Origin of the sequence: Kluyvera sp. STS39-E, assembly GCF_040932435.1 — a bacterium.
GTDB lineage: Bacteria > Pseudomonadota > Gammaproteobacteria > Enterobacterales > Enterobacteriaceae > Kluyvera.
In genome coordinates this window covers 40,998-60,937 of the sequence record NZ_JBFQGA010000005.1, presented here as the reverse complement: position 1 = coordinate 60,937, position 19,940 = coordinate 40,998, and the positions used below count along the sequence as shown (strand labels likewise).

The following is a 19,940-nucleotide window of genomic DNA, read 5'->3' as shown; positions in this document are numbered from 1 at the left end:
GCGACAGGGATTATGACAGGAAAAGCCATGAATTTGGCACGAATGTTCTCAAATGGTTACAAAATGGTTTAATTGACGGCATAAATGTGAAATTAATCGCATTTATGAAAGAAAATTACGTAATGCTTTCATGGAAAAAATCGATTCACCTCGCTGAGCCGAATCTGTTTTTTTGATGCTATTGGGCTACCAAAATAGCCTTATTATTTTCTTCAGTAACGGGACTTTCTAAATGGATGCTGTGATGCCTCTTTCATCCTCAACGCGCTGGGGAATGGTGCTAACGGGCATAGTGCAAGGTTTGCTGTGCTATTTGCTGACGGTTTACCTGATCCCGAAAGAGAGCGGTTGGTTGTATTACGGTCTACCGGGAAGTCTGGCATTATCCTCTGTGCTGCTATTTACCGTGGTTTCATTTCGTCAGCGGGCGCTGTGGGGCTGGCTGGCATTGATTCTGGTGGTGGTTCTCGCAATGGGCGGGTGGCTTAAGAGCAACCTTGGCGATGGGGATATCTGGCGGCAGTACGGTACGATGTGGAGCTACGGCTGGTGCCTACTGTTGATGGCACTGCTGGTGCTGCCTTGGTTACAGTATCGTTTACAGCCTCATCCCGAAATGGCGCGCTACGCGCACTTTTATAACCAACAGTGGCAAAACACGCTAACTCTGCTGCTGATTGCTGTTGCCAACGGGTTGGTATGGCTCATTTTGCTGCTCTGGAGCGGGCTATTTGAGCTGGCAAATATTCGCTTCTTCTCGCGGCTGTTCTTCGAGACACAATGGTTTGCCTATCTGATTATTGGCCTCGTCACCGCGCTGACGGTGATTCTTGCCCGCCAGCAAACTCGGCTGATCGCTGCGATTCAGAAGTTACTTGCGCTTATCGCCACCGGCCTGCTACCGCTGGTTTCATTGTTGGCGCTGCTCTTCCTCGCTACGTTGGCGTTTAGCGGGTTGGCGGTCATCTCGCAGCGTGTGTCGGCGGCGGGGCTGCTCTCAGCGCTTGCGCTGATCCAGCTGTTGCTCACGGCGATGGTCTGGGAGCCGCAGAGGTCCAGGCTTCCCTATCCTCAGGCATTACGCTATCTCATCCTCGTCGCAATCTTGCTGACCCCGGTCTATGCATTGATGGCAGGCTGGGCGCTGTGGCTGCGTGTAGATCAGTACGGCTGGACGACGGACCGCCTGCATGGCGTGTTGGTCGTTTTCGTGCTGTTGGCGTGGTCGATAGGATATCTAGTGAGCCTACTACGCCACCGTGACGATCCTTCCGCGTCGCTGGGTCGGGTACATTTGGGCGTATCGCTGTTAGGTTTAGCGCTGCTGGTACTGCTTTATACCCCGGTGCTGGATAGCTGGCGCATCAGCGTTAATAGCCATATGTCACGCTATCATAGCGGCAAAATTAACGCCGATCAGGTCAGTCTTTATATGCTCTCGCATAGCGGAAATCCGGGGCGTAAAGCGCTGTTGTCGCTGCAAAATGATGCTGACTTTATCCAAGATGCCAAACGTCAGCGGCAACTGACCCGGCTCATCAACGGCGATCTCACGCCGACGGAAAAGCTCACGTCAGCAATACTGGCGAAAAATGTGTTGGTGGCGAAGGGGGAACCGTCGCCGGACGATGCGTTGTGGGCGGCGGTGATAGAACGACGCTATCTGGTTGAGTCATGTAGCGATAGCGACAGCTGCGTGCTGGTAAGCCAGGATTTGAACGGTGACGGTCAGCCTGAATGGGTGCTGTATGCCTTTGGCGATCGTATGGTGCTAGTGTTTAGCCGTGAAGGGAAAGGTTGGGCGTTCAAGGCCAATGCCACGCTGCCGGCAGAGATTAATAAGGCAACGCTGCTTGAGGCGGTGGCGCAGGGGAAAGTCGGGGCGAAACCGAAAGCCTGGCAGGATATGGTGCTGGGGGATGAAACCGTGGTGTTGGATTATCGGCGGTAGACTGACGGCATTCGACAAATGAGCTCGTGGCTGCCTGATGGCGCTGCGCTTATCAGGCCTACAGTCGGCCTTGGTAGGCCGGATAAGGCCACGCCGCCATCCGGCAGCGGTGAGGGCAATAAAAAAGGCGCCATTGGCGCCTTTTTGGTTACTTCGTCAGAATTAATGTACCTGCGGGTCCGCTGGCGAAGCGTTGTGGCGAATCTCGGCAATGTTCATAGCATTGAACACATAATGATTGCCGCAGTAATCGCAGTGCATGTCGATTTCGCCTTCTTCTTCCATGATGCTGTTAATTTCTTCATCAGGCAGCGTTCTTAGCGCATCGGCACAGCGTTCGCGTGAGCAGGTGCATTTGAATTCAACGTCTTGAGGATCGTATAACGTCACCTCTTCTTCGTGGTACAGACGCCACAACACATCGTTGGCCGGCAGCGTAAACAGCTCTTCGGCTTTGATGGTGTCGGTCAGCGCTGCCAGATGCTCAAAATCTTCTGGTTTCGCGTCTTGCGCTGGCATCACCTGCAGCAGCATACCGCCCGCAGCGGGTTTACCGTCTGACTCGCCGGTACGGATGATCAGGCGTGTAGGCAGCTGTTCAGAACGCTGGAAGTAATCTTCCAAACAGGCCGCCAGCGTATCGCCTTCCAGACCCACTACGCCCTGATAACGTTCACCTTCCGCCGGGGCAATGGTGATAACCAGGTAGCCGTTACCGACCAGCGTTTTCAGGTCGGCATCTGCTGGAATATCACCCTGCACGCGCGCAACACCGCGCAGCTGCTGGTGGTTGTTACCGTTAATCACCGCCAGCGTCATCGGGCCATCACCCTGCAACTGAACGGTGATATCGCCGTCAAATTTCAGCGTTGCGGTCAGCAGACTGGTGGCAACCAACAGCTCTGACAGCACGTTTTTCACCGGCTGCGGATAGTTATGGCCAGCCAAGATCTGTTCGAGCGTTTCGGATACGGTGACCAGTTCGCCACGCACGGCATAGTTTTCGAACAGATAGCGATGTAATTGATCGTGTTGGGTCATAATATTCTCTCTTGAGGTGACAGTTATTCACTGTCGCCGTATTTAAATCTCATCAGGTCGCGCCGCTCTTTTTTATCCGGTCGTCTGTCCGGATGCGGCATCGTCAGCGCATTAAGTTTGCGCGCCAGCGCGACTTTTTCACGCTTCTCGATACTTTCCGCAGTCTCTTCATACAACACCACGGCTTCGCTCGCCGGGCGTCGTTGCTCCGTGATGGCTTTAATTACCACGGTGCGCTCATCGTTTCCTTGACGAAGCGTGAGCTGCGCGTTGAGCTCGACCACTTTACTGGGCTTGCTGCGCTGCCCGTTGTAGTGAACTTTACCGCCTTCAATCATTTCTCGTGCTAGGGCGCGGGTTTTATAGAAACGCGCGGCCCAAAGCCATTTATCCAGCCTGACGCCTTCGATGGACTTCTCTTTCACGGTCACTCCTACACGTTAAGTGAGGGGATCAAACGACGATAATCGTTAAGCGCGGGATGACGCAGGTACTGCTTTTCCGCCAGACCCGAGTCGGGATTGGAGACTCCGAGGCAATAGCGGATCCCAAAGTGGGCGGCAGCGTCCAGAATCGGCTCGCTATCGTCGATAAACAACGTGCGTCCGGCTTCCAGACCCGTGTGTTCCGTGACTGCCTGCCATAACCGCTGATCCTCTTTCGGATAACCAAATGTATGGGTGGAAAGTAATAAATCAAGGTGTGAGTCCAGCCCGGTGTGCTCAAGTTTTACCGCTAGGTTATGCGGATGAGCATTGGTCAGCAGGATGCGCCGCTTACCGCTGGCCTTGAGGGCATCAAGGAAAGGAATAGTGTCGTCACGCAGCGTCGCGCGTGGACCCTGTTCGCGGGTCATAGCACAAATATCCAAACCAAGACGGTCGCTCCAGTAATCCAAGCAGTACCAGTTTAGCGTATGTTGCACGTCATGGTATTCCTGACGGATAGCTTCTTGCGCAGCCTGAGGACTGATGCCCAGTTTTTCACCGTAGGTTTCCGGCACCAGTTTTTGCCAAAAGTAGTTATCGAATGCGAGGTCAAGCAGGGTGCCATCCATGTCCAGAAGAACGGTATCCACCTCTTGCCAGGCGATATCAAAATACATGGTGAGTCTCCAGACGGAAGAAATGCGCGACAGAGTAGCACAACCTGTCGCGCCGAGTGATAGGGCTTAGTCCGTCGGGAAGTCCGACTTAAAGTTATCCGGTGCTGGGATCAGAACGGGATTGATGCAGCTTTCATAGTACTTCTGAATATCCGCCAAACGTTCTCGGTGGCGCTGATAACGGCGCAGCGCCTGTACACCGTTGTAAATGGCGCACACGATCATCGCCAGCATGAGCAGGGTGGTTTCGATGTAGTGCCACAGACCGGTGCTGTCCGGCATCCGATGCAGGTTAATGTGCTGTGTTCCATTGGCATCGGTAAAGACATTGGTCACAATCCCTTCAGCGCGGAACGGAGTATGCATCAGCATGCCCGCTAGGCGCTGGAATTCATCCCACTGTTCCCGTGCAGGGTAGTCATATAGGCTTGTGGAGGGATACGGCTGGCTGACCAAATCGCTACCTTCATCGCTGGTAATCAGAAAACCACCGGGCGCTGGGCTATTCAACGACTGGGCCGCACGTGCGGTTTCACGCAGAATAAACGGCGCGGTGGATGTATCGACAAGATTATCCAGCGATTCCGCGCTAACCGGGCGTAGCAGGACGTTCACTCCATCAAGTTTGCCGGAGTTGGCACGCTTGACCAGCGCATCCCAGTCACGGGTATTGCCGAGGTTTACCAGCGCATTTTTCAGTCGTATGCAGTCATCAGCAGCCGCACACAGATCTTTGGTTTTCAGCACGATATCGGCAAAATCGTCCAGCAGCACCATGCCTGATTTTTGGATAGCGGAGCGCAGAGCTGGGCTGACGCGAGAATCGTCATCCGGCGTTGGGTGCAGCTGTCGGCTGACGGCCTGCACCAGCGCAGTGGCTTTATTGACGGTTTCTGATTCTGGAAGCGGCAGGCGAGGCGCGTCATTCCAGATTATCTGCGAGCAATCAAACGGCAGATATGGAGAGGTTTCCTGAGCCGTCCACGTTCCCGGCGTATGGATATTACACATTCCGGTGCCGCGAATATGCAGCGTATCGCCGACGCGAATACCCGTCTGCGCCAGTTGGCGGACATCATTGGCTTCAATGGTTTGTGCGCCTTTGAGCCATGAGATTGTAAATTTGAACGGCATGTTCAGCGGCACGCTCACCCACATCATCACGACGACCAGCAGCGCGCCGCTGCCGATAACCATGCTGCGAAGCCAGTGCTGCAGTGGGAAATTTTTGACCTCATCGTGCAGGGAGAGAAAACGCCCTTGTCGCACAACATGCCTATCTAAATAGATATCGATATCGGTTTTCTGTCCCAAATCCTGTGCAACATAAGGCTGCCAGTGGCGCGGATAGATGAGATCGATAATCCCGAGGGAGATATTGTTGGTCTGTTCCTGATCGTTTTCGCCAAATAATCCCCAGCGCTTCGGCGTGCCGCGTAGGCAGTGGATCTCACGCAGTGACGATTTGGTTGGCGGCGCAAACAGCCCCCACAGCCCACCGCATAGCAGCAGCACCGCTCCGCATAATATCCACGGGCTGAACACCGCGGGCGAAATCAAGCTACAGTAGAACAGCAAGAACGCGCTAACAATCAGCAGCGCTTCTCGCAGACCGTCAGGGCGGCCGAGTGCGTGCTCTTCGTTTGTCTCTTGGCGAATATTAAGCAGCTCTATTTGCTCACTTTCCTCACCTCTTATAGAAGCTTGAGTTGAGGAGGATGACTCGAGAACGAACTGCCTGTTACCCGGCGTGTAGGATTTGAGCGAGTAGCCGTTGAGTGAAATAACCAGCGGCATATCGTCAGTGACGATAAGCTCAATACTGTTTTCATCGGTGATGTGTTGCTCCCAGAACGGCGGCAGGTGAACTTCCACAGAATCAAGGAAGTAGCGCCATTTGTTGGGATCGTCGGTGGTGATGCCGTAGCGAGTGATTGCGCGGGTCAACCGGAAAACAGTATGGCTCTGGGCGTTGAGCATCAGCGCAGCAGACGCAATGGTTGCCCCTGAAGCGGGAACCTGCCTGTCGCGGTTAAGATCGCCGAGGTAATTTTCAACCCCCTGGCGTTCCTCATCGGTCAGTTTACGTGTTGTCGCTCCCGGAAACAGTTGCAGCCACGGAAGCTGTAGACGTTTAGTCCTTTTACGAAATAGCCAGCCGATCAGCACGGCGCAGATCAGTATCGCTACGGTAGAGATCATCAGTGTGCCCATGCTTTTCCCATCATACTTATATTAGAGGTCTCTTTAGTTGCCTGCTTTTTGTATAAACCATTGGCACGTATTGCAAAGAATATCAATTTGTACATATAAACTCTTGCAACACGTAAGCATAACAAACCCATAGCACATCGAGTATCAGTAAATTCCCAATTGTAATTCAAGCTCTTGACATTTATCTATAAATGAGGGATGAGAGACGTAAGGTTGCAACAATGTAAATAAAGCGCTTTATGCATTGCTGGAACAGCATACCTATCGCACAATGATAAAAGTCACTACAGCAAAGATCCCGACCCAATGAGCAAATCATTACAGAAACCCACCATTCATCATGTTGAAACCGTCGCAAAGTCTCGTCTGTTCAATGTAGAAAGCGTTGATTTAGAGTTTAGCAACGGTGTTCGTCGCGTTTATGAACGTATGAAACCTTCCTCGCGCGAAGCGGTGATGATCGTGCCGATTGTCGACGATCATGTCATTTTGATTCGTGAATATGCGGTAGGCACCGAGTCCTATGAACTGGGTTTCTCTAAGGGGCTTATCGATCCGGGTGAAGCGGTCATGGAAGCGGCGAACCGTGAGCTGAAAGAAGAGGTTGGTTTTGGGGCGCGGCAGATGACATTCCTGAAGAAACTCAGTATGGCGCCGTCGTACTTTTCCAGCAAAATGAACATTGTCGTGGCAGAAGATCTCTATCCTGAATCGCTGCCGGGCGACGAACCGGAGCCTTTGCCGCAGGTGCGCTGGCCGCTCGCAAAGCTAATGGATCTGCTGGACGAACCTGATTTTAATGAGGCCCGAAACGTGAGCGCCTTATTCTTGGTGCGTGAATGGCTGAAAGGGCAGGGAAGATTGTAAAAAGGCGCCCGTAGGCGCCTTTTTGTTAGAACAGTTCGTGGGTTTCCCCGTTATCAATCACTTCCGTCCCCACTTCGTGAACCGCCTGTTGCGTTGGCTGCGTTCCGTCAATGAAGTATTCCTGACGACTACTTCCGCCGCTAGCTAACTGCCCGGTGTTACGGTCAATGTTAACCGTGATGATACCCGGAGGCGGGGTCAACGGCTGTTCGGGAACGCCGGCCAGAACATCTTTCATAAAGGCATCCCATGCTGGTTGCGCGCTCTTCGCGCCGCCTTCATAGCCGGAAATTTGATCCTTGATAGCGCCAGAGGCTGTCGTGCGTCCCAAGTCGCGACGGTGATCGTCAAAGCCAATCCACACCGAAGTGACGACACCCGGACCATAGCCGGAGAACCAAGCATCTTTGGAACTGTTGGTGGTACCGGTTTTACCGCCGATGTCCTGACGTTTCAGGTCGCGACCGGCGCGCCAGCCGGTGCCCTGCCAGCCCGGTTCGCCGAAGATATTGGTGTTCAGCGCGCTCTTAATTAGGAATGACAGTGGCGTGTTGATCACGTGCGGAGCGTATTCCTGAGCACCGTTTTGCGCCACAAGCTGCTGGTTAGCTTGCTCAAGTGCGGGCATTGGCACCACAGAGTTTCTCGATTCTTGGGAAACGGCAACGTCTTCAACGTCGTTATTTTCCAACACGTTAGATTTCGGGGTGTCGCCATAAATAACCGGCAGATTACATTCAGCGCAGGCAATCTTTGGCTTCGCTTCAAACAGTACGCCGCCCTGATCGTTTTCAATCTTACTGATATAGTAAGGATCAACGAGGAAGCCGCCGTTCGCCATCACCGAATAGCCACGAGCAACCTGCAGCGGGGTGAATGATGCGGAGCCGAGCGCCAGCGATTCGGTATGGACGATGTTGCTTGCTGGGAAGCCAAAGCGCTGCAGGTACTCTGCCGCGTAATCGACGCCCATCGCGCGCATCGCGCGGACCATGACCACGTTTTTGGACTGCCCCAGACCCTGACGCAGGCGAATTGGCCCGGCATACTGCGGTGGGGAGTTCTTCGGCTGCCAGTCGGATCCTGCACCGGCATCCCAACGAGAGATCGGTACATCGTTCAGCATGCTGGCGAGGGTTAAGCCTTTATCCATAGCGGCGGTATAAAGGAACGGTTTGATGTTCGAGCCGACCTGACGCAGCGCCTGGGTGGCACGGTTAAACTTGCTCTGGTTGAAGTCGAAACCGCCGACCAGCGCAATAATGGCGCCGTTTTGCGGGTTGATTGAGACCAGCGCGGAGTTGACGTCAGGAATCTGTCCTAACCACCAACTGTCGCCGTTTTGACGAACCCAAATTTGTTGCCCAGCTTGCAGTACATCCGTCACTTTTCGTGGAGTAGGACCCTGTGCCGTATCGGAACGGTAAGGGCGCGCCCAGCGCATACCTTCTAGGGCTATCGATACGGAAGTGCCATCTGCCAGCTCAACGGTCGCCTCTTGCGCATTGGCGGCGGTAACGACTGCTGGCCGCATTGGACCATAGGATGGCAGCGGTCTTAGCGACGCGCGGATTTTTGCGCTATCCCACGCGGGTTCACCTGTTTTCCACAGCACGTTAGACGGACCACGGTAGCCGTGGCGCATGTCGTAATCAATCACGTTGTTGCGCAGCGCCAACTGAGCCGCCTGCTGATTCTTGCGGGTGATGGTGGTGTAAACACGATAACCATCTTCGTAGGCCTGCTCACCGTACTGTTTGACCATATCCTGGCGCACCATCTCGGTGAGATACGGCGAGGAGAAGGCAATTTCTGGCGCGTGGTAGTTAGCGTCAATCGCTTCGCTACGCGCCTGATCGTACTGCTGCTGGCTGATGTACCCTTCGCTCAGCATACGCGACAGCACCACATTCCGACGGGCGGTGGCGCGATCCATGGAGTACAGAGGGTTAAAGGTTGACGGCGCTTTTGGCAGACCGGCAATGACCGCCATCTCACTGAGAGAGAGCTGATCGGCAGGTTTGCCAAAGTAAACCTGTGAAGCCGCACCGACGCCATAAGCGCGATAGCCGAGGTAGATCTTGTTCAGGTACAGCTCAAGAATTTCGTCTTTGCTCAGCATCTGCTCGATGCGGATAGCGAGGAACGCTTCTTTTACTTTACGCATCAGCGTCTTTTCAGGGCTGAGGAAGAAGTTACGTGCGAGCTGTTGGGTGATAGTACTGGCACCCTGTGAAGCATGACCGTTGACCAGCGCCACGCTTGCTGCGCGGAAGATACCGATCGGGTCGATCCCGTGGTGCTCGTAGAAACGGCTATCTTCGGTAGCAATAAACGCTTTAACCATCAATGGTGGGATCTGGTCGAGGGTCATTGGGATACGGCGCTTTTCGCCATATTGCGCGATCAGTTCACCGTCCGCGCTATAGACCTGCATAGGTACCTGCAGACGCACGTCTTTGAGCGTCGCCACATCGGGCAACTGCGGTTCAATATACTTGTAGAGGCCATAAATCGAGCCTGCTCCCAGCAGAATGCAACAGACTGCAAGGATGAAAAAATACTTTACGAACTTCACCGGAGATTTCCCATTGAGTGTCATTTGGGCAGTTTATAAACAAACGCGCGGTAGTATAAAGGCAAGCCTGACTCATTGATATAGCCGTCATTATGATGGCTATGTAAGGATAAACGTGAAATGGCTTTCAAATGTTGGCAACTGGGTCTTCACCTCCAGCCGGATAATGTCTTTATCGTGGCTCTGGTACATAACCGCTGCGGATGGTCGCTGAAGCGCTGGTGGCAACTGCCTTTGCCGCCAACCACCTCAGCTCATCATGCCGATGAAGCGCTGCTGGCGGTTCTCTCCCCTTGGCGTCGTGAGCTGCCCCGACAGCATGCGGCTAGGATCGCTTTTCCCGCTCACCGAACCATACAAAAATCCCTGCCATGCGCAGCCATGACGCTACGGGAAAGCGAGCAGTCCGCGTGGATTGCCAGCGCGATGTCGCAGCAGTTGGAAATGACCGCCGCTTCACTCTGTTTTGACTATCATCTGGCGGCGGAACCGGCGCACTGGAACGTCACTGCCGCCCAGCAGCAGGATGTGTCGCGTCTTCAGCGGCTGGCGCGTATGTTGCGGCTCCAGATCTCAGCTATTACCCCTGACGCCTGTGCACTACGCGCCTTTCTACCGCATATAAAGGTCAATAATGCGGTGCTGGTCTGGCGTGACGGCGCACAGTGGCTATGGGCCAGCCGGGAGGGCTGGGGATATGAACCAGACGACGCGACATCACCGCAAACGCTTAGCGAAAGGCTAGGCGTCGAGCCGCACCGTGTCGTGCGCTGTCAGACGTACACTGAGAATAGCCTAGATTTTGACGCCTGGGATGCTGTTGCCCAAAAGCAACCGCCGTTACCGGTACGTGGCGATGATTTTGCCGTAGCTATTGCGCTGGCAATGGGGGAGTTATGACGATCAATACGGCCGTTAATTTTCTGCCCTGGCGGCGGCGCCAATTCACCCGTGTTCTATGGCGTTGGGGGCTACTGGTTTGTAGTAGCTGGCTGGTGTGCGCCTGTATCGCGTTTTATGCCGGTCTTTATTGGCAGGCCGAGCGCAACCTGAGTGAGGTTTACGTATCAGCCGAGCAGCGCCTCCGTCAGCAAATTTCGCAACGGGAACAGTGGCTCAATGTGAAAGCACAGCAAAACGCGCAGGCACAGAAACGTCGACTCAACAAAGAAATGACCGAGGCCTGGTCATCGCGGCTTGGGTGGCTGGCGGAACATCTCCCTGAACAGGCTTGGCTGACTGAGCTGACCTACCACCGTGGCGTGCTGTCGCTTGCCGGTGCGCTGACGCAGTTTTCCGCGCTGGCGGTTGCGGACCGGGAGCTTCAGCATGTTCCGGGTTTTTTGCCCGGCAAAGCGGGCAAAATAGTGCGCGGAAACGACGGGTACTGGCAGTTTCAGTACCAATTGCCGGAGGGGGTAGCGAATGCGGCTCCCTGACAGCAGTTTACGGATTTCTCCGGCGGGCGCCGTGAAGGGCTGCGCATGTTTTGCCATCCTACTGGGTATCTACGTCAGCTATCAGGTGGGGCATCAGGCCTATCATCGTGCGCTGAAAAGTCACGTCTCTTGGCGGGCCGAGCGAGCTCACAGCGTGGAAAGCTGGCGGCGAATCATGCCGTTACAAGCAGAAGTTCAGCATGGCATGTTGCAGGGCGAAAGGCCGGGCATTGCTTTTTCACCGGCGCATTTCCAGCATCAGAGCGTGCGGTTAGTGAGTTGGGTGCCTTCGGATTCTGGGGGAGAAATGTCGCTGGAAGCGCCATGGCAGCAAGTGCCGCCTCTTTTTTTGATGCTGGCGGAACGCAGTATGCAGGTCGTCGATTTCTCCCTGCGTGCTGAAAAGGAGGCGTTGAGCCTCACTTTCCAACTGGCACGCCATGATGCGCCATAGCCACCGGATACTTTTGTGCCTCGTTATCCCACTGATTTGCGCTATGCGCGACCCCTTTGCGCCGGTTGTTGACTCATGCCGGACGGCGCAGCTTTCTCTTTGGCGTTATCAAGGGGTAACGCAATCATCGCAAAGGCAAATTGGCATTATGCAAAATAGCGAAAAGAAATGGCTGCGTATTGAGGCGGGCAACCGGCTCAACACGGGATGGCTGGTCAGTGAAATAACGCATGAACATCTGATTATTGATGCTGGAGAGGGCTGTGAACCTCGCTCTTGGCAATGGAAAAGAGAAGGAACGCATGATGGTAAAAAGGATAAGTCTGCTGATGTTACTGATCGTGCCGCTATGGAGTCAGGCGAAAAACGTCACGTTGGTGGTTGATGATGTGCCTGTCGCCCAAGTGCTGCAAAGCCTTGCCGATCTACAACAGAAAAACCTGGTGATAGCGCCGGATGTTCAGGGTGTGGTTTCACTTCAATTACATAATGTTGCGTGGAAGCAGGCACTACAGACGGTTGTCGCGAGCGCCAGCTTAGTATTAAGTCAGGAAAGCGGGGTGCTGCACGTGCACACCAAGGCGTGGCAAGAAGAAGCTCGAGGGCGGGCGGAGAAGGAGAAAGAGCGGCGTCAGCAGGCCTTGCCACTGGGAAATAGCAGCATCACGCTGAGCTATGCCGATGCTGACGAGCTGGCAAAATCGGGCATTAAGCTGTTAAGCAAACGTGGTGGCCTGACCGTGGATAAACGCACTAACCGCCTGCTTGTCCGCGATGATAGCGAGCATCTCACGGCCTTTACCGCGTGGGTTAACGAGATGGACATTCCTGTCGGTCAGGTAGAGTTGGCAGCGCATATTGTGACAATTAATGAAAAGAGTTTGCGAGAGTTGGGAGTGAAATGGAATCTTGCTGATGCAGAAGGCAAGGTCGGTGCCGGGAAAATAACGACCTTAAACAGCGATCTCTCGGTTGCCGATGCGACCACGCATACAGGTTTTAATATTGGGCGCATCAACGGACGACTGTTGGAATTGGAGCTTTCGGCCCTTGAGCAGCAACAGAAGGTCGATATTATCGCTAGCCCTCGTCTGCTGGCCTCGCATTTACAGCCAGCCAGTATCAAACAGGGCAGCGAAATTCCTTATCAGGTATCGAGTGGGGAAAGCGGCGCAACCTCGGTCGAGTTTAAAGAAGCGGTACTGGGCATGGAAGTGACGCCGACGGTTTTGCAAAATAACCGCGTTCGTCTGAAGCTGCGTATTAGTGAAAATATGCCGGGGCAGGTCCTGCAACAGGCCGATGGCGAAATTATGACCATTGATAAGCAAGAGATTGAAACACAGGTTGAAGTGGTCAGCGGCGAAACGCTGGCGCTGGGCGGCGTTTTCTCGCAAAAGCATAAGAATGCGAGCGATAGCGTTCCGTTTCTTGGCGATATTCCTTTGTTAGGCCATCTTTTTCGCCATGACGGAAAGGATAACGAACGACGTGAGCTGGTGGTGTTCATTACACCGCGTATTATTTCTGCACAATAGCTGTCGATAAACAGGACTATTTAGGGGGGAAGGTGCCCCTCGGGTTTGACGTGGGACCAGATTTAGCATACAAGGAGTACCGATTTGAGTGTCACTGATACTATCTCGTCTCATACAGGCAACTGATTTAATCTGTTGCCAAACCCGTCGTAGTATTGAGATAATTTTCAGTCTGACTCTCGCTCTATTGCATAAGAGGTTTCAGTTCATGTCCTGCGACGCGCTTTCGACTGCGGCGCGGATTTATCATTAACGAATAGTCTTAGTAGTACCAAAAAAATGGCAGAGAAACGCAATATCTTTCTGGTTGGGCCCATGGGTGCCGGCAAAAGCACCATTGGGCGCCAGCTGGCTCAACAGCTCAATATGGAATTTTACGATTCTGATCACGAGATTGAGAAACGAACAGGCGCTGACGTGGGCTGGGTCTTCGATGTCGAAGGCGAAGAAGGTTTCCGTGACCGTGAAGAAAAAATCATCAATGAGTTAACGGAAAAGCAGGGCATCGTTCTGGCAACAGGCGGCGGCTCTGTAAAATCACGTGAAACGCGAAATCGTCTCTCCGCTCGTGGTGTCGTCGTTTATCTGGAAACGACCATTGAAAAACAGCTAGCACGTACTCAGCGTGATAAAAAACGCCCGCTGCTGCAGGTTGAAACACCGCCACGTGAAGTGCTCGAAGCGCTGGCCGATGAACGTAATCCGCTGTATGAAGAGATTGCCGACGTCACCATCCGCACCGACGATCAGAGCGCAAAAGTTGTCGCCAACCAGATTATTCATATGCTGGAAAGCAACTAGTACTGGCCCGCAAGGTAGAACGCCAGCGAATATAAGTTACTAAGGTGGACGTCGCGTTATGGAGAGGCTTACTGTAACTCTCGGGGAACGTAGTTACCCGATAACCATCGCGGCTGGTTTGTTTAACGATCCAGCTTCCTTCTTACCACTCAAGTCTGGCGATCAGGTTATGCTGGTCACCAACGAAACGCTGGCACCTCTCTACCTGGACCAGGTTCGTTCCGTGCTCGAGCAGATTGGCGTGAAAGTTGATAGCGTCATTCTGCCGGACGGCGAACAGTATAAAAGCCTGGCAGTTATGGACACCGTTTTTAGCGCGCTTTTGCAAAAACCGCACGGTCGTGACACTACCCTCGTGGCATTGGGTGGCGGTGTTATTGGCGATTTAACCGGTTTCGCTGCAGCGAGCTATCAGCGCGGTGTACGCTTTATCCAGGTTCCTACCACCTTGCTGTCGCAGGTGGATTCTTCGGTTGGCGGCAAAACCGCGGTCAACCATCCTCTCGGCAAAAATATGATCGGTGCATTCTGGCAGCCAGCGTCCGTCGTGGTTGACCTGAATTGCCTGAAAACATTGCCGAAGCGTGAGTTATCTTCCGGCCTAGCTGAAGTCATTAAATATGGCATTATCCTTGATGCACCGTTCTTCGACTGGCTGGAAGAGAACATCGATGCGCTGATGGCACTCGATGAAAAAGCAATGGCGTACTGTATTCGCCGTTGTTGTGAGCTGAAAGCCGATGTTGTCGCAGCCGACGAGCGCGAAACCGGGTTACGTGCTTTACTCAATCTTGGGCATACGTTCGGTCATGCTATCGAAGCCGAGATGGGTTACGGCAACTGGCTGCACGGTGAAGCCGTTGCTGCCGGTATGGTGATGGCGGCGCACGCCTCTGAACGTTTAGGACAGTTTGCCGCTGAGGACACGCAGCGCATTATCACCCTGCTAAAACGTGCGGGTCTACCCGTTGCTGGGCCTCAGGAAATGTCGGCAGAAGCTTATTTGCCACATATGATGCGAGATAAAAAAGTTCTGGCGGGCGAAATGCGGTTAGTGCTGCCGCTGTCCATCGGGACGAGTGAGGTACGCGGTGGCGTATCCCACGAGGTGGTTCTTGGCGCTATCGCTGATACCCAGCGGGCGCAAATATAAGAAAGGTCTAGCCGCGTTCGCGCGGTGTTTTAACTTCAGGCGATGTGCAAAAGTCGTAGCATAAGCCTTTTAGTGGGGTGTTAAATGGATGAATTTAAACCAGAAGACGAGCTGAAACCCGATCCCAGCGATCGTCGTTCTGGTCGTTCTCGTCAGTCTTCCGATCGTGACAGCGAGCCACAGATCAACTTTGATGATGTGGAACTCGATGCTGATGAGCGTCGTCCTTCCCGTGGTCGTCAGGTACGTGAAGAAGCTGAGCCGGAAGACGAATACTACGAATCCGATGAGGAAGATGCTGATAACGCAAATGAAGCGGTAGAGCGTCGTCCACGGAAACGTAAAAATGCTGCACCGCATAAGCCGGCTTCCCGTCAGTACATCATGATGGGTCTGGGTATTGTGGTGCTGCTGGTGCTGATTGTGGGCATCGGTTCGGCATTGAAAGCCCCTTCATCCTCCAGCGATCAAAACGCATCAACTGAAAAGAGCATCTCTCTTTCCGGTGATTCTGCCGATCAAAACGCCACAGCGCAGCCTGCTCAGGAAACCAACCCGCAGCAGGATGTTTCTGTGCCACCAATCGCTTCCACGCCGACCGAAGGTCAGGCAGCTGCCGCTCCTGATGGCCAGCAACGTGTAGAAGTGCAGGGCGATCTGAACAATGCGCTGACTCAGCAGCAGGGCCAGATTGATAACGCCGTCGTGAACTCTACGCTGCCGACTGAACCTGCAACCGTTGCACCAATTCGTAATGGTGCACGCCCAGCGGTTACCGCACCGGAAACGCCACGTCAGACAACGGCAGCCACGCCACGTCCAGAACGTAAACATGCGGTAATCGAAGCGAAACCTCAGCCAATGGCGACGGTGAAAACGCCAGCGACCACCACGCAAAGCAAGCCTGTTACTGAAGCTAAGCCGGTAGTTACCGCGTCCAAGCCTACCGTAACTGCAACGACTACGGCACCGGCGAAAACCGCGGAACCTGCTAAACCGACAGCGACTACGACGGCTCCTGCGGCCACGGCGACGACTGCGGCACCGGCTGCTGCTGCAACCGGCAAGTCAGCGGGCGACGTGAATTCCTTAAAATCGGCTTCGGCTTCAAACTACACGCTGCAGCTTAGCTCCTCTTCCAACTACGACAACCTGAACGGTTGGGCGAAGAAAGCGAACCTGAAGAACTACGTGGTGTATGAAACGACCCGTAATGGTCAGCCTTGGTACGTGCTGGTAAGTGGTATTTACGCGTCGAAGGATGCGGCTAAAAATGCCGTTACTGCACTGCCAGCCGATGTGCAGGCGAAGAACCCGTGGGCGAAACCCCTGCGTCAGGTTCAGACCGACCTGAAATAATCGTCGTTTCAAGATAGAAACCGTTCCTTCGCGTGGCTAATTCGCGTGAAGGAACGTAGAAGCGCAGGATGCTGTCGGAGCCTTTCTCCACAGCCGGAGAAGGTGTAATTAGTCAGACCGCATGAAAAAAAATCGCGCTTTTCTTAAATGGGCGGGGGGCAAGTACCCTCTGCTCGACGATATAAGACATCATCTGCCGACTGGCGATTGTCTGGTTGAACCCTTCGTTGGTGCTGGATCGGTATTCTTGAATACCGATTTTTCGCGTTATATTCTAGCTGATATCAACAGCGACCTCATCGAGCTCTACAAAATCGTTAAGACTCGCGCTGACGAGTATATTGCGCAGGCTCAGGTGATGTTTGTGCCTGAAACCAATAACGCTGAATGCTACTACCAGCTGCGCGAAGAATTTAACCGTAGCACCGATCTGTTCCGTCGTGCAGTGCTGTTTTTGTACCTCAACCGCCATGGCTACAATGGCCTGTGCCGTTACAACCTGCGCGGTGAGTTTAACGTTCCTTTCGGTCGTTATAAAAAGCCTTATTTCCCGGAAGCCGAGCTGCGTCACTTCGCCGAGAAGGCGCAGAATGCGGAGTTTTACTGCGAATCTTATGAAGAGTGCATGAAACGGGCTGGGAAGAATGCGGTGGTCTATTGCGATCCGCCATACGCGCCGCTCTCGGCGACGGCGAATTTTACCGCCTATCACACCAACAGTTTCAGCTTGGAGCAGCAGGAAATCCTAGCAAAGAAGGCTGAGGAACTGATGGCTAAGCGGATCCCGGTGCTTATCTCTAACCACCGAACGCCGCAGACGCTGGATTGGTACAAAAATGCGACGGATACTCATACCGTAAAAGTCCGACGCAGCATCAGCCGCAACGGCGGCACGCGCAAAAAGGTGGAAGAGCTGCTAGCGCTCTATCGGCCACCTGGCAAAAAACAACGTTAATAGCCTAATGGGATAGGCTTTGAGGAGATGCGGATGAAACAGTACCTTATTGCCCCTTCAATTTTGTCGGCTGACTTTGCCCGCCTGGGTGAGGACACTGCCCGTGTTCTGGCCGCTGGGGCAGATGTGGTTCATTTCGATGTTATGGATAACCATTACGTGCCGAACCTCACCATCGGACCGATGGTGCTCAAATCACTGCGTAATTACGGCATCACCGCACCGATTGACGTGCATCTGATGGTGAAGCCAGTCGACAGACTGGTTCCGGACTTTGCCGCTGCTGGCGCCAGCATCATTACCTTCCACCCAGAAGCCTCCGAGCATATTGACCGCACGTTGCAGCTTATTAAAGAGAGTGGCTGTAAGGCGGGGCTGGTGTTTAATCCCGCGACGCCGCTGAGCTATCTCGACTACGTGATGGACAAACTTGACGTTATTCTGCTGATGTCGGTTAACCCAGGCTTTGGCGGACAATCCTTCATTCCCCATACTCTGGACAAGCTGCGTGAAGTTCGCCGCCGTATTGATGAATCGGGTTACGACATTCGTCTGGAAGTTGATGGCGGCGTGAAGGTGAACAATATTAGCGAAATCGCCGCGGCTGGCGCAGATATGTTTGTCGCCGGCTCGGCGATTTTCGACCAACCGGACTACAAAAAAGTCATTGATGAAATGCGTAGTGAACTGGCAAAGGTAAGTCATGGATAAATTACAGACCATTCGCGGCGTCGCGTTTGACCTCGACGGTACGCTGGTTGATAGCGCACCGGGACTAGCGGCGGCAGTGGATAGCGCGCTGTATGCGCTTGAGCTGCCGGTAGCTGGCGAAGAGCGGGTGATTACTTGGATCGGCAACGGTGCCGACGTGCTGATGGAACGTGCGCTGAATTGGGCTCGCCAAGAGCGCGCCACGCTCCGTGCCTCGCAGGGGAAACCGTCGGTCGATAGCCACGATATCCCTCAGGATGAGCAACTGCGCGTGTTGCGCCGTTTATTCGATCGCTACTATGCGGAATTTGCCGAAGAGGGCAGTTTCCTGTTCCCTCACGTTGAGCAAACCTTAGCGGCGCTGCATGATAGCGGTCTACCGCTGGCACTCGTCACCAATAAACCAACGCCATTTGTTGCGCCTATTCTGGCGTCGCTGGGTATTGACCGCTTTTTCTCGGTGGTGATTGGCGGTGATGATGTGCAGAACAAGAAACCGCATCCAGAGCCGCTGCTCAAAGTGGCTGAAAAGCTGGGGCTGATGCCGGAAGCGCTGCTGTTTGTTGGCGATTCCCGTAATGATATCCAGGCCGCCAAAGCGGCAGGTTGCCCATCCGTTGGCTTAACCTACGGGTATAACTACGGCGAAGCCATCGCGCAAAGTGAGCCGGATGTGGTCTTCGACCATTTTAATGAACTTTTGCCCGCTCTCGGGCTGCCTAATCTTGAAATTCAGGAATCAGAACATGACTAAGCCCATCGTATTTAGCGGCGCACAGCCGTCAGGTGAACTGACCATCGGTAACTACATGGGTGCGCTGCGTCAGTGGGTTAGCATGCAGGATGATTACCACTGCATCTACTGCATCGTTGACCTTCACGCGATTACTGCTCGCCAAGATCCTCAAGCGCTGCGTAAAGCGACTCTCGACACGTTGGCACTGTATCTGGCCTGCGGTATCGATCCGGAGAAAAGCACCATCTTTGTACAGTCTCACGTGCCAGAACATGCACAGCTGGGCTGGGCGCTGAACTGTTACACCTACTTCGGAGAGCTGAGCCGCATGACTCAGTTCAAAGATAAATCTGCTCGATACTCGGAAAACATCAACGCCGGTCTGTTCGATTATCCTGTGCTGATGGCCGCAGATATTCTGCTGTATCAGACCAACCAGGTTCCGGTTGGTGAAGATCAGAAGCAGCATTTGGAGCTGAGCCGCGATATCGCTCAGCGTTTCAATGCGATTTATGGTGATGTGTTCAAAGTGCCTGAGCCGTTCATTCCTAAGTCCGGCGCGCGCGTGATGTCTCTGCTGGAGCCGACGAAAAAGATGTCTAAGTCGGATGACAACCGCAACAACGTGATTGGCCTGCTGGAAGAGCCGAAGTCGGTGGTGAAGAAGATCAAACGTGCAATGACCGACTCCGAAGAGCCGCCTGTTATTCGCTACGATCAGACAGAGAAAGCGGGTGTATCTAACCTGCTGGATATTCTCTCCGGCGTAACCGGACAGAGCATTCCTGAGCTTGAAAAACACTTTGAAGGCAAGATGTATGGCCATCTGAAGGGCGAAGTGGCTGAAGCGGTTTCCGGCATGCTGACCGAATTGCAGGAGCGTTATAACCGCTTCCGTAACGATGAAGCCTTCCTGCAGAAAATCATGAAAGATGGGGCTGAAAAAGCCAGCGCGCGTGCTTCTGAAACGCTGAAAGCGGTGTACGAAGCGATAGGCTTTGTGGCGAAGCCGTAATAACCGTATCGATAAATAAAAAA

19 protein-coding genes are annotated in these 19,940 nt (G+C 53.6%); 14 read left to right on the top strand and 5 right to left on the bottom strand.

The window, feature by feature from the left end:
- The first annotated feature begins 232 nt into the window (after positions 1-232).
- Positions 233-1,951 (top strand): DUF4153 domain-containing protein, encoded by a 1,719-nt coding sequence (locus tag AB4K05_RS12055; protein WP_368480210.1) that lies wholly within the window; start codon positions 233-235, stop codon positions 1,949-1,951.
- Between the two features lie 162 nt (positions 1,952-2,113).
- Here the strand turns inward: AB4K05_RS12055 and hslO are convergent, their stop codons facing one another.
- From hslO to AB4K05_RS12035, 4 genes are all read right to left on the bottom strand, one after another.
- Positions 2,114-2,992: an Hsp33 family molecular chaperone HslO gene (gene hslO, locus AB4K05_RS12050; protein WP_368480209.1), complete on the bottom strand. Its 879-nt coding sequence runs from the start codon at positions 2,990-2,992 to the stop codon at positions 2,114-2,116.
- 23 nt (positions 2,993-3,015) lie between these two features.
- Positions 3,016-3,417, bottom strand: coding sequence for a ribosome-associated heat shock protein Hsp15 (gene hslR / locus AB4K05_RS12045; RefSeq protein ID WP_368480208.1), 402 nt, complete (start codon positions 3,415-3,417; stop codon positions 3,016-3,018).
- A gap of 8 nt (positions 3,418-3,425) precedes the next feature.
- Positions 3,426-4,097, bottom strand: a complete 672-nt coding sequence (gene yrfG / locus AB4K05_RS12040; RefSeq protein ID WP_368480207.1) for a GMP/IMP nucleotidase — start codon at positions 4,095-4,097, stop codon at positions 3,426-3,428.
- A gap of 66 nt (positions 4,098-4,163) precedes the next feature.
- Complete coding sequence (locus AB4K05_RS12035) at positions 4,164-6,311, bottom strand: intracellular growth attenuator family protein (protein WP_368480206.1); 2,148 nt, start codon at positions 6,309-6,311, stop codon at positions 4,164-4,166.
- A 306-nt stretch (positions 6,312-6,617) separates the two neighbouring features.
- On the opposite strand from AB4K05_RS12035, the gene nudE reads away from it, so the two are divergent.
- Positions 6,618-7,178 carry an ADP compounds hydrolase NudE gene (nudE, locus tag AB4K05_RS12030; protein ID WP_368480205.1) on the top strand — a complete coding sequence of 187 codons (561 nt, stop codon included), beginning with the start codon at positions 6,618-6,620 and terminating at the stop codon, positions 7,176-7,178.
- A 25-nt stretch (positions 7,179-7,203) separates the two neighbouring features.
- Here nudE and mrcA read toward each other — a convergent pair whose 3' ends face one another.
- Positions 7,204-9,756 carry a peptidoglycan glycosyltransferase/peptidoglycan DD-transpeptidase MrcA gene (gene mrcA / locus AB4K05_RS12025; RefSeq protein WP_368480204.1) on the bottom strand — a complete coding sequence of 851 codons (2,553 nt, stop codon included), beginning with the start codon at positions 9,754-9,756 and terminating at the stop codon, positions 7,204-7,206.
- A gap of 120 nt (positions 9,757-9,876) precedes the next feature.
- On the opposite strand from mrcA, the gene AB4K05_RS12020 reads away from it, so the two are divergent.
- The 12 genes from AB4K05_RS12020 (at position 9,877) to trpS (ending at position 19,917) form a co-directional block, all read left to right on the top strand.
- A complete protein-coding gene (locus AB4K05_RS12020; protein WP_368480203.1) occupies positions 9,877-10,656 on the top strand; it encodes a pilus assembly protein in 780 nt (259 codons plus the stop codon).
- On the top strand, positions 10,653-11,195 hold the full coding sequence (locus AB4K05_RS12015) for a PilN domain-containing protein (protein ID WP_368480202.1): 543 nt from the start codon (positions 10,653-10,655) through the stop codon (positions 11,193-11,195). Before AB4K05_RS12020 ends, AB4K05_RS12015 begins: the two co-directional genes overlap by 4 nt.
- Positions 11,182-11,649 (top strand): hypothetical protein, encoded by a 468-nt coding sequence (locus AB4K05_RS12010; RefSeq protein ID WP_368480201.1) that lies wholly within the window; start codon positions 11,182-11,184, stop codon positions 11,647-11,649. Before AB4K05_RS12015 ends, AB4K05_RS12010 begins: the two co-directional genes overlap by 14 nt.
- A gap of 43 nt (positions 11,650-11,692) precedes the next feature.
- Complete coding sequence (locus tag AB4K05_RS12005; protein ID WP_368480200.1) at positions 11,693-12,034, top strand: HofP DNA utilization family protein; 342 nt, start codon at positions 11,693-11,695, stop codon at positions 12,032-12,034.
- Positions 11,955-13,187, top strand: coding sequence for a DNA uptake porin HofQ (gene hofQ, locus AB4K05_RS12000; protein WP_368480557.1), 1,233 nt, complete (start codon positions 11,955-11,957; stop codon positions 13,185-13,187). Before AB4K05_RS12005 ends, hofQ begins: the two co-directional genes overlap by 80 nt.
- Before the next feature lie 279 nt (positions 13,188-13,466).
- Positions 13,467-13,988, top strand: a complete 522-nt coding sequence (gene aroK, locus AB4K05_RS11995) for a shikimate kinase AroK (protein ID WP_062775673.1) — start codon at positions 13,467-13,469, stop codon at positions 13,986-13,988.
- Between the two features lie 58 nt (positions 13,989-14,046).
- Positions 14,047-15,141 carry a 3-dehydroquinate synthase gene (gene aroB / locus AB4K05_RS11990; protein WP_368480199.1) on the top strand — a complete coding sequence of 365 codons (1,095 nt, stop codon included), beginning with the start codon at positions 14,047-14,049 and terminating at the stop codon, positions 15,139-15,141.
- 84 nt (positions 15,142-15,225) lie between these two features.
- Positions 15,226-16,500 (top strand): cell division protein DamX, encoded by a 1,275-nt coding sequence (gene damX, locus AB4K05_RS11985; RefSeq protein WP_368480198.1) that lies wholly within the window; start codon positions 15,226-15,228, stop codon positions 16,498-16,500.
- A 121-nt stretch (positions 16,501-16,621) separates the two neighbouring features.
- Positions 16,622-17,455, top strand: a complete 834-nt coding sequence (gene dam, locus AB4K05_RS11980; protein ID WP_368480197.1) for an adenine-specific DNA-methyltransferase — start codon at positions 16,622-16,624, stop codon at positions 17,453-17,455.
- Positions 17,456-17,488: 33 nt separating this feature from the next.
- Positions 17,489-18,166 (top strand): ribulose-phosphate 3-epimerase, encoded by a 678-nt coding sequence (gene rpe / locus AB4K05_RS11975; RefSeq protein WP_368480196.1) that lies wholly within the window; start codon positions 17,489-17,491, stop codon positions 18,164-18,166.
- Positions 18,159-18,920 carry a phosphoglycolate phosphatase gene (gene gph, locus AB4K05_RS11970; protein ID WP_368480195.1) on the top strand — a complete coding sequence of 254 codons (762 nt, stop codon included), beginning with the start codon at positions 18,159-18,161 and terminating at the stop codon, positions 18,918-18,920. The genes rpe and gph overlap by 8 nt, the downstream gene beginning before the upstream one ends.
- Complete coding sequence (gene trpS, locus AB4K05_RS11965; RefSeq protein WP_368480194.1) at positions 18,913-19,917, top strand: tryptophan--tRNA ligase; 1,005 nt, start codon at positions 18,913-18,915, stop codon at positions 19,915-19,917. Before gph ends, trpS begins: the two co-directional genes overlap by 8 nt.
- Positions 19,918-19,940: the final 23 nt, after the last annotated feature.

Coding starts and splice junctions, on each gene's coding strand:
- AB4K05_RS12055 (WP_368480210.1), top strand. CDS start 233: ATGGATGCTGTGATGCCTCTTTCATCCTCAACGCGCTGGGGAATGGTG.
- hslO (WP_368480209.1), bottom strand. CDS start 2,992: ATGACCCAACACGATCAATTACATCGCTATCTGTTCGAAAACTATGCC.
- yrfG (WP_368480207.1), bottom strand. CDS start 4,097: ATGTATTTTGATATCGCCTGGCAAGAGGTGGATACCGTTCTTCTGGAC.
- AB4K05_RS12035 (WP_368480206.1), bottom strand. CDS start 6,311: ATGGGCACACTGATGATCTCTACCGTAGCGATACTGATCTGCGCCGTG.
- nudE (WP_368480205.1), top strand. CDS start 6,618: ATGAGCAAATCATTACAGAAACCCACCATTCATCATGTTGAAACCGTC.
- AB4K05_RS12020 (WP_368480203.1), top strand. CDS start 9,877: ATGGCTTTCAAATGTTGGCAACTGGGTCTTCACCTCCAGCCGGATAAT.
- AB4K05_RS12015 (WP_368480202.1), top strand. CDS start 10,653: ATGACGATCAATACGGCCGTTAATTTTCTGCCCTGGCGGCGGCGCCAA.
- AB4K05_RS12010 (WP_368480201.1), top strand. CDS start 11,182: ATGCGGCTCCCTGACAGCAGTTTACGGATTTCTCCGGCGGGCGCCGTG.
- AB4K05_RS12005 (WP_368480200.1), top strand. CDS start 11,693: ATGCGCGACCCCTTTGCGCCGGTTGTTGACTCATGCCGGACGGCGCAG.
- hofQ (WP_368480557.1), top strand. CDS start 11,955: ATGGTAAAAAGGATAAGTCTGCTGATGTTACTGATCGTGCCGCTATGG.
- aroK (WP_062775673.1), top strand. CDS start 13,467: ATGGCAGAGAAACGCAATATCTTTCTGGTTGGGCCCATGGGTGCCGGC.
- aroB (WP_368480199.1), top strand. CDS start 14,047: ATGGAGAGGCTTACTGTAACTCTCGGGGAACGTAGTTACCCGATAACC.
- damX (WP_368480198.1), top strand. CDS start 15,226: ATGGATGAATTTAAACCAGAAGACGAGCTGAAACCCGATCCCAGCGAT.
- dam (WP_368480197.1), top strand. CDS start 16,622: ATGAAAAAAAATCGCGCTTTTCTTAAATGGGCGGGGGGCAAGTACCCT.
- rpe (WP_368480196.1), top strand. CDS start 17,489: ATGAAACAGTACCTTATTGCCCCTTCAATTTTGTCGGCTGACTTTGCC.
- gph (WP_368480195.1), top strand. CDS start 18,159: ATGGATAAATTACAGACCATTCGCGGCGTCGCGTTTGACCTCGACGGT.
- trpS (WP_368480194.1), top strand. CDS start 18,913: ATGACTAAGCCCATCGTATTTAGCGGCGCACAGCCGTCAGGTGAACTG.